At 69.9% G+C, this 8,042-nt stretch carries 7 protein-coding genes and 1 tRNA gene; 5 read left to right on the top strand and 3 right to left on the bottom strand.

What is annotated here, in order from left to right; genetic code table 11:
- Positions 1-185 precede the first annotated feature (185 nt).
- Entirely contained in the window at positions 186-1,406 is a 1,221-nt protein-coding gene (locus tag G5C51_RS37600; protein ID WP_206314741.1) for an acetyl-CoA C-acetyltransferase, read from the top strand.
- A gap of 168 nt (positions 1,407-1,574) precedes the next feature.
- Positions 1,575-2,429 (top strand): hypothetical protein, encoded by an 855-nt coding sequence (locus G5C51_RS37595; protein ID WP_165244654.1) that lies wholly within the window; start codon positions 1,575-1,577, stop codon positions 2,427-2,429.
- A gap of 2 nt (positions 2,430-2,431) precedes the next feature.
- On the opposite strand, the gene G5C51_RS37590 is transcribed toward G5C51_RS37595, so the two are convergent.
- Positions 2,432-2,758, bottom strand: a complete 327-nt coding sequence (locus G5C51_RS37590) for a hypothetical protein (RefSeq protein WP_206314740.1) — start codon at positions 2,756-2,758, stop codon at positions 2,432-2,434.
- Positions 2,759-2,863: 105 nt separating this feature from the next.
- Here G5C51_RS37590 and G5C51_RS37585 point away from each other — a divergent pair, with 105 nt between their 5' ends.
- Positions 2,864-3,094, top strand: a complete 231-nt coding sequence (locus G5C51_RS37585) for a DUF4287 domain-containing protein (RefSeq protein ID WP_165244650.1) — start codon at positions 2,864-2,866, stop codon at positions 3,092-3,094.
- An 89-nt stretch (positions 3,095-3,183) separates the two neighbouring features.
- Here the strand turns inward: G5C51_RS37585 and G5C51_RS37580 are convergent, their stop codons facing one another.
- Together G5C51_RS37580 and G5C51_RS37575 are read right to left on the bottom strand one after the other, a co-directional pair.
- Positions 3,184-4,062, bottom strand: coding sequence for a Bax inhibitor-1/YccA family protein (locus G5C51_RS37580; protein WP_165244648.1), 879 nt, complete (start codon positions 4,060-4,062; stop codon positions 3,184-3,186).
- Positions 4,063-4,258: 196 nt separating this feature from the next.
- A tRNA-Leu gene (locus G5C51_RS37575) sits at positions 4,259-4,340 on the bottom strand.
- Between the two features lie 322 nt (positions 4,341-4,662).
- On the opposite strand from G5C51_RS37575, the gene G5C51_RS37570 reads away from it, so the two are divergent.
- Both G5C51_RS37570 and G5C51_RS37565 read left to right on the top strand, forming a co-directional pair.
- On the top strand, positions 4,663-5,439 hold the full coding sequence (locus G5C51_RS37570) for an ATP-binding cassette domain-containing protein (RefSeq protein ID WP_165244646.1): 777 nt from the start codon (positions 4,663-4,665) through the stop codon (positions 5,437-5,439).
- 54 nt (positions 5,440-5,493) lie between these two features.
- Complete coding sequence (locus G5C51_RS37565; RefSeq protein WP_165244644.1) at positions 5,494-8,016, top strand: ABC transporter permease; 2,523 nt, start codon at positions 5,494-5,496, stop codon at positions 8,014-8,016.
- Positions 8,017-8,042: the final 26 nt, after the last annotated feature.

Below are 8,042 nucleotides of genomic sequence, written 5' to 3'. Positions count from 1 at the left end.
GGGCCGAGGGAGGGCGGGCGCGCGGCCGAGGACAGGTGGGGCCGAGGGCGGTGCCCCCACATGTGACCCGTACCTCACCCTCCCTCCCCGCCTGAGCGCTTGCTTAGCCGCGTACGGGTGGGTAGCTTCCGCAGGGAGACCTGCCAGGCCTCCGCCAGCCAGCCCTCAGCGCCAATGGAGCCGTGATGCCCGAAGCCGTGATCGTGTCAGCTGCTCGCACGCCGATCGGAAGGGCGGGCAAGGGCTCGCTCAAGGACGTCCGCCCGGACGATCTCACCGCCGGCATCGTCAAGGCCGCCCTCGACAAGGTCGAAGGCCTCGACCCCCACGACATCGACGACCTCATGCTCGGCTGCGGCCTGCCCGGTGGTGAGCAGGGGCACAACCTCGGGCGCGTGGTCGCCGTGCAGCTCGGCATGGACCACCTCCCCGGGTGCACCGTCACCCGCTACTGCTCGAGCTCCCTGCAGACGACCCGGATGGCGCTGCACGCCATCAAGGCCGGCGAGGGCGACGTCTTCATCTCCGCCGGTGTCGAGACCGTCTCCCGGTTCGGGAAGGGCTCCTCCGACGGCCTCCCGGACACCCACAACCCCCTCTTCGCCGACGCCGAGGCCCGTACCGCCGAGGTGGCCGAGAAGGGCGCCGCGAGCTGGCGCGACCCGCGCGAGGACGGCAAGGTACCGGACGTCTACATCGCCATGGGGCAGACCGCCGAGAACCTCGCCCGGGTGAAGGGCGTCACCCGCCAGGACATGGACGAGTTCGGCGTCCGCTCGCAGAACCTCGCCGAGAAGGCCATCGCCGACGGCTTCTGGGCCCGCGAGATCACCCCGGTCACCACCCCGGACGGCACCGTCGTCAGCAAGGACGACGGCCCCCGGGCAGGCGTGAACATCGAGGGCGTCTCCGGCCTGAAGCCGGTCTTCCGCCCCGACGGCCTCGTCACGGCCGGTAACTGCTGCCCCCTCAACGACGGCGCCGCCGCGCTCGTCATCATGTCCGACACGAAGGCGCGTGAGCTGGGTCTCACGCCCCTCGCGCGCATCGTTTCCACCGGTGTTTCCGGACTGTCCCCGGAGATCATGGGTCTCGGCCCGGTGGAGGCCAGCAAGCAGGCCCTCGCCCGCGCCGGGCTGTCGATCGGCGACATCGACCTCGTGGAGATCAACGAGGCCTTCGCCGCGCAGGTCATCCCCTCGTACCGCGACCTGGGCATCGACATCGACAAGCTCAACGTCAACGGCGGTGCGATCGCCGTGGGCCACCCCTTCGGCATGACCGGCGCCCGCATCACCACCACGCTGATCAACAGCCTCCAGTGGCACGACAAGCAGTTCGGCCTGGAGACCATGTGCGTGGGCGGCGGCCAGGGCATGGCGATGGTGCTGGAGCGCCTGAGCTAGAGCTGGTTCTACGGGGCGGGGCGGCCATAGTGCCGTACCCGCCCCTTTCCAGTCCGGCAGGACCAAGGACCTGTCCGATTTATGCCTTTATGCACTGGGGGCGGTGTTCAGTACTCCGGCAGGCTGATGTAGAAACTACGGGTTCCCTCTGCAGTCGGGAGTACGACAGTGAGCGTCACGAACATCGCCCTCGCGGTGGCCGCCGCCTCCGGCATGGCCCTCGGTGCTGTGGTCCTGCACACCGTGCGCGGGCTGCGTAAGGACGTCGCCGAGCTGCGCTCCCGTCTGTCCGACAGCCGGACCGCCGACGCCGGCGCGAAGGTGCCCTCCGCCCGTACCGCCACCGAGGACGACATACGGACCGCCGTGGCCCAGGCGCTCGCCGACGAGCGCGAGCGGGAGCTCGCCGAGGCGCGTGCCTTCTGGGCCGAGCAGGAGGCCCGTGAGGAGAGCGACGGGGCGGGGTTCTTCGGCGGGGCGCTGACCGGGGACGCGTTCTTCGGTGACGCCGCCGCGCCGTTCGTGCCGCGCCAGGCCGACCTGGCCGGGCTCGAGCCGCTCTTCCCGGAGGCCGCCGAGGCCTACGCCGAGATGGAGGGCGACGTCGCCGCGGAGATGAGCGAGACCGCCTCCGGCGAGTCCGCCGAGCTCGCGGCCGCGCGCCGGCGCCACCCGTCGCACCCGGACTTCCGCCCGCACGGCGGCGCGGGCGAGCCCGTGATCGCCGACCACGAGCGCACCGTCGCACGCCTTGAGGACCTCTCCGCGCTGCGCACGCCCCTCGTGGACGTGCGCCCGGGCCCCCTGGGCACCCTCGACGTCTACGTCTTCGCGGACGGCACCACGCTGTGCCTCTCCCCCGGCCACCGCGACACCGCGGACCGCCTCGCGGCGGCGCTGCACGGCGGCACGGAGCCGGTGCTGCTCGGCGGCTCGGCGGTCTCGGGCGCCTTCGCCCTGACCTTCGAGTGCGACGAGGAGAGCGTCTACGTCCTGGCGGACCGCGTCATCGCCTCGCTGTAGCGTCAGATACGGGCCGCGGCCGACGCCAGCAGCCGCAACGCCTCGTCCAGCTCGCGCGCCGCTTCCTCCTCGGAGGGGGCGGCGCGCAGCGCTTCCGCCAGGTCGATGCCCGCCACCGCCACCTGGTCCCCCACCACGAACTCACCGACGTCCGGCAGCTCGTACCGCACCGCGCCGAACTCCGCGCGCTGCGCCCGCGCCGTCAACTCACGCGCCAGCGCCAGTCCTTCCGCCGCGGCCCCCTGCCGCAAACGGGACTGGGGCAGCGCCCGCAAGCGCGAAGCCACCTGGTCAACGGCGGTCAGGAGCGATGTCACATCGTGCACCATCCGACCCTATCCGGGATCCGTGGCCTTCTCGGCCCCACCGCATGGTTGCCAACAGCCCAACCCTCAGGCACGGTGCAGAGAAGGACGGCTTACCCGGAGGCGCCGATGTCCCAAGTCTTTTCCGAGGAAACCCACCGGAACCTGCTCTCCCGCATCCCCCACTGCACCGGTCGTGAAGTCTCCGACTGGCTCCGCACCGTAGAAGAAGGACCCTGCTTCTTCCGCTTCGAAGAGAAGGTCAGCTGGCTGCGCGGGGAGCATGACCTCGCTTACGGCCACGCCAAGGCCATCGTCCACGAATACGACCTCAGGCGAGCCGCACGGAAGTTGCTCTAGCCAGGGACACCAAGGCGTACCCAAGACACCAGGAAAGCAAAGAGCCCGCCGGGAAGACCCCGACGGGCTTTTGCTTGTGATCAGGCCGGCTAGTCGTTGCCCTGCAGGATGGCGACCAGACGCAGCATCTCCAGGTAGATCCAGACCAGCGTCACGGTCAGACCGAAGGCCGCCAGCCAGGACTCCTCCTTCGGGGCGCCGTAGGCGATGCCGTCCTCGATCTGCTTGAAGTTCATCGCGAGGACCGCGGCACCGATCAGGACGCCGATGGTGCCGAAGAGGATGCCCATGCCGCCGGTGCGGAGGCCGAGGCCGTCGCCGCCGCCGATGACGGCGACGAGCAGGTTGACCGCCGCCAGCAGCACGAAGCCGATGAGCGCGGCCAGCACGAAGCGCTGGAAGCGGGCGTTGACCCGGATGATGCGGGTCTTGTACATGACCAGCACGCCGGCGGAGACCGCCATCGTGCCGAGCACGGCCTGCATGGGCGCGCCCGACCAGCGCTCGTTGAAGTACTGGCTGATGACTCCGAGGAACACACCCTCGAAGGCGGCGTAGGCAAGGATCAGCGCGGGCGACGGCTTGCGCTTGAACGAGTTCACCATCGCCAGCACGAAGCCGATCAGGGCGGCGGCGAAGCCGACACCGATCGGCAGCTCGGCGATCCACGCGGCCGCGGCCGCGATGACGACCAGACCGAGCGTCATCCCCGTCTTCGCGACGACGTCGTCCATCGTCATCCGGCCCGGGGCGACCGGCGGGGCGTAGGCGCCCTGCTGCTGGTCAGCGGGGGCCTGAGCGTAGGGGTTGGTGGCGTACGGGTTCGGGGCGGTGGTCTGCTGCTGCGCGTACGGGTTGCCAGCCGTGGCAGTGGCGGGGCCCCCGGCCTGCGGCGGCGCGTCAAAGCCCGCGTAGCCGCCGGTGCGGCTGAACCCACGTCGCGAGAAGACCGGGTTGCTGCTCCTCATCTCACTCCTCCATGGCCGCACTGCGCGGCCTTGTCCCCAGGGTAATGGGTAGGCAAAGAAATCGCGCTAGGCCCCCAGGAGGATCTTTACCCCTGATTCTCGGGGTCCGCTCAGGGATTCTCCGGGAATCTCAGGGCTGCCGGACACTCTGCACCGGCGCCCGCACCCTGTGTGATCACAAGGGGGCGCCGGGAGGTGCCCGGAGCCGGACTTGAACCGGCACGGCCCGAAGGCCAGCGACTTTTAAGGTCGCCGTGTCTGCTTTCCACCATCCGGGCAGGCCTCCCCGGATCCGCACTCTCCGTACGGACCACCCCCTGGCGCGGTAACCAGACTAGCCCTCATCGGCTACCGAACTGGGCATCTACGCACTGATGTTGGCTTGTTTTCATGGCGGCCACGACGGCATCAGGACACGTGTGCCATTCGGCGGCCTCAGGGTCGGTGTCATACCCCAGGAGGAGACCCGACGGGGGGCGTACCTCTTCGGACCCTCCCGGGAACCAGAGCCTGGGCTGATCCGTTGGGCGTAACCCGCCGGGAGCATGGAGGACGCAACGCAAAGCAGAGAAGCAGTGCCGTCCGACAGGAGTCCCGCCCGTGACCACCACGACGCCCGGCGTCCACACCGCCATCCGCACCGCGGCCGCCCGCGCCACGGATCTCACCAAGGTCTACGGGGAGGGAGAGACGAAGGTCGTCGCGCTGGACGCGGTGTCCGTCGAGTTCCGCAGGGCCGAGTTCACCGCGATCATGGGCCCCTCCGGCTCCGGCAAGTCCACGCTGATGCACTGCATGGCGGGCCTGGACACGGTGAGCGCCGGCTCCGCCCGTATCGGCGAGACCGAGCTGACCGGGCTGAAGGACAAGAAGCTCACCCAGCTGCGGCGCGACAAGATCGGCTTCATCTTCCAGGCCTTCAACCTGCTGCCGACGCTGACCGCGCTGGAGAACATCACCCTGCCCATGGACATCGCGGGCCGTAAGGCCGACAAGGGGTGGCTCAACCAGGTCGTGGAGACCGTGGGGCTCGGCGGCCGGCTCAAGCACCGCCCGGCGCAGCTCTCCGGCGGCCAGCAGCAGCGCGTGGCGGTGGCCCGCGCCCTGGCCTCCAAGCCCGAGATCATCTTCGCGGACGAGCCGACCGGAAACCTGGACTCGCGCTCCGGCGCCGAGGTGCTCGGCTTCCTGCGGAACTCGGTCCGCGAGCTCGGCCAGACCGTCGTGATGGTCACCCACGACCCGGTGGCCGCCGCGTACGCCGATCGCGTGGTCTTCCTCGCCGACGGCCGCATCGTCGACGAGCTCGCCGACCCGACCGCGGATGAGGTCCTGGACCGGATGAAGCGCTTCGACGCCAAGGGCCGGGTCAGCTGACCCGCAGCAGCCTGCTACGCCGCTACGACCTCACACAGGACTGAGACCCCACACATGTTCCGCACTGCCTTGCGCAACGTGCTCGCGCACAAGGCCCGGCTGCTGATGACCGTGCTCGCCGTCATGCTCGGCGTCGCCTTCGTGTCCGGCACCCTGGTCTTCACCTCGACCATCTCCGACGCGTACACCAAGTCCTCCGAGAAGGGCTTCGACCACGTCGACGTCCAGATCCGCCCGGACGACGACAAGGACGCGGGCCGCCCCGGCGGCGCTCCCCGGCTGAGCCAGGACCTGCTCAACAAGGCCGCGGCCGTGCCCGGCGTCGAGCGCGCCACCGGCTCGGTCTCCGGCTTCGCCGCCCTCGCCGACAAGAAGGGCAAGCTGGTCGGCGACGGCTTCACCACCAACGGCGCCAACTACTACGGCGACGACGACCCCCGCTACCCGATGAAGTCGGGCGAGGCGCCGCGTACCGCGAATGAGATCGCGATCGACGCGAAGACCGCCGAGCGCACCGGTTACGGGGTCGGCGACACCGTCCGGATGTCCGTCGACGGCCCGGTCCTAGACCAGAAGGTGACCGGCGTCTTCACCACCGACGACGGCAATGTCGCCGCGGGCGGCACCCTCGTCCTCTTCGATACGAAGACGGCGCAGCAACTGTTCGCCAAGCCCGGCCAGTTCACCGAGATCTCCCTGGAGGCCGCCGCCGGCACCTCGCAGGCGCAGCTGAAGCAGGCGACGGAGAAGGTCCTCCCGGCCGAGACCGAGGCCGTCACCGGCCAGAAGCTGGCCGACGACGAGGCCGCGGAGATCAAGAGCGGCATGTCCGGGATGCGCACCTTCATGCTCGCCTTCGCCGGCATCGCGCTCTTCGTCGGCATCTTCCTGATCGCGAACACCTTCACCATGCTGGTCGCCCAGCGCACCAAGGAGCTGGCGCTGCTGCGCGCGGTCGGCGCCAGCCGCCGCCAGGTGACCCGCTCGGTCCTCGCCGAGGCCACGACGGTCGGTCTGATCGCCGCCGCGGTGGGCCTGGGCGCGGGCATCGGCATCGGCGCCGGGCTGCGCTCGCTGATGAGTGCGGCGGGCCAGACCGTGCCGGACGGTCCGGTGATCGTCTCCCCCGCCACGATCGCCGCCTCGCTGATCGTCGGCGTCGTCGTGACGGTGCTGGCCGCCTGGTTGCCGGCCCGGCGCGCGGCGAAGATCCCGCCGGTGGCGGCGATGAGCAGCGTGCACGCCAAGGCGACCACCCGGTCGCTGGTCATCCGCAACACCATCGGCTCGCTGCTGTCCGCCGCGGGCGCGGCGCTGGTCATCGGCGCCATGTCGATGAGCGACGGCAAGGCCGCGATGGGCGGCGGCGCGGCGCTGCTGCTGATCGGTGTGTTCGTGCTGACCCCGCTGCTGTCCCGGCCGCTGATCGCGGCCGCGGCCCCGGTGCTCCGTATCTTCGGCGTCGCCGGGAAGCTGGCCCGCCAGAACGCGGTGCGCAATCCGCGGCGTACGGCCGCCACGGCCTCGGCGCTGATGATCGGCCTGACCCTGATCACCGGTCTTACGGTGATCGCGGGCGGCGTCTCCAAGGGCATCGACAAGATGGCGACGGGCTCGCTGAAGTCCGACTACGTCGTCTCGATGGCGAACTTCAGCCCGCTGAACCCGGAGGTGGACAAGAAGGTCGCCGAGGTCCCGGGCGTCACCGCCACCTCGCCGCTGCGCAACGCGCCGGTCTCCATCGACGGCGACGAGCAGTACCTCACCGGCGTCAACGGCAAGACCATCGGCGACCTCACCTCGCTGGACTTCAACTCCGGCTCGTTCGCCGGGCTGAGCGGCGACAAGGCGGTCGTCGACCAGAAGACCGCCGACAAGGAGGGCTGGAAGACCGGCGACACGGTGCCGCTGACGTACCAGGACGGCAAGCGCGGCCAGCTCGAGATCAGCGGCATCTACGAGGGCAACGAGATGGTGAAGGGCATCATGCTCGACACCGCCACCCTCACCCCGCACCTCGACCGCCCGACCGACATGCAGCTCTTCGTGAAGATGAAGGGCGGCGAGTCCGACGCCAACAAGGACACCCTGGAGAAGGCGCTGGGCGACAACCCGGCGATCGCCGTCCAGGACAAACAGGACGTCGCTGACGGCGTCGCGGGCATGATCAACATGCTGCTGTACATGCTGTACTCGCTGCTCGGCATGGCGGTCGTGATCGCGGTGCTGGGTGTCATCAACACCCTGGCGATGTCGGTCTTCGAGCGCCAGCAGGAGATCGCGATGCTGCGGGCGATCGGCTTGGACCGGCGCCGGGTGAAGCGGATGGTGCGCCTGGAGTCGCTGACGATCTCGCTCTTCGGCGGGGTGCTGGGGCTCGGGTTGGGTGTCTTCTTCGGCTGGGCCGTGGGCGACCTGATCAAGGGCGCGGGCCTGGGCACGTACGAGATGGTGCTGCCGTGGGGCCGGATGGGCTTGTTCCTGGCAGCGGCTGCTGTGGTGGGCGTCATCGCGGCGCTGTGGCCGGCGCGGAGGGCTGCCCGCCTGAACATGCTGGCGGCGATCAAGGCCGAGTAAGTGTGCCCACCCGCTGTGTCTGATAC

The organism is Streptomyces coryli, assembly GCF_011044975.1.
Lineage (GTDB): Bacteria > Actinomycetota > Actinomycetes > Streptomycetales > Streptomycetaceae > Streptomyces > Streptomyces coryli.
The sequence above is the reverse complement of the archived record's forward strand: the minus strand, read 5'-3'. Positions and strand labels throughout refer to the sequence as shown.

Bases quoted from the DNA above. Each gene is read 5' to 3' on its own strand.
- G5C51_RS37585 (WP_165244650.1), top strand. From the start codon at position 2,864: ATGTCCCAAGTCTTTTCCGAGGAAACCCACCGGAACCTGCTCTCCCGC.
- G5C51_RS37565 (WP_165244644.1), top strand. From the start codon at position 5,494: ATGTTCCGCACTGCCTTGCGCAACGTGCTCGCGCACAAGGCCCGGCTG.
- G5C51_RS37600 (WP_206314741.1), top strand. From the start codon at position 186: ATGCCCGAAGCCGTGATCGTGTCAGCTGCTCGCACGCCGATCGGAAGG.
- G5C51_RS37580 (WP_165244648.1), bottom strand. From the start codon at position 4,062: ATGAGGAGCAGCAACCCGGTCTTCTCGCGACGTGGGTTCAGCCGCACC.
- G5C51_RS37590 (WP_206314740.1), bottom strand. From the start codon at position 2,758: ATGGTGCACGATGTGACATCGCTCCTGACCGCCGTTGACCAGGTGGCT.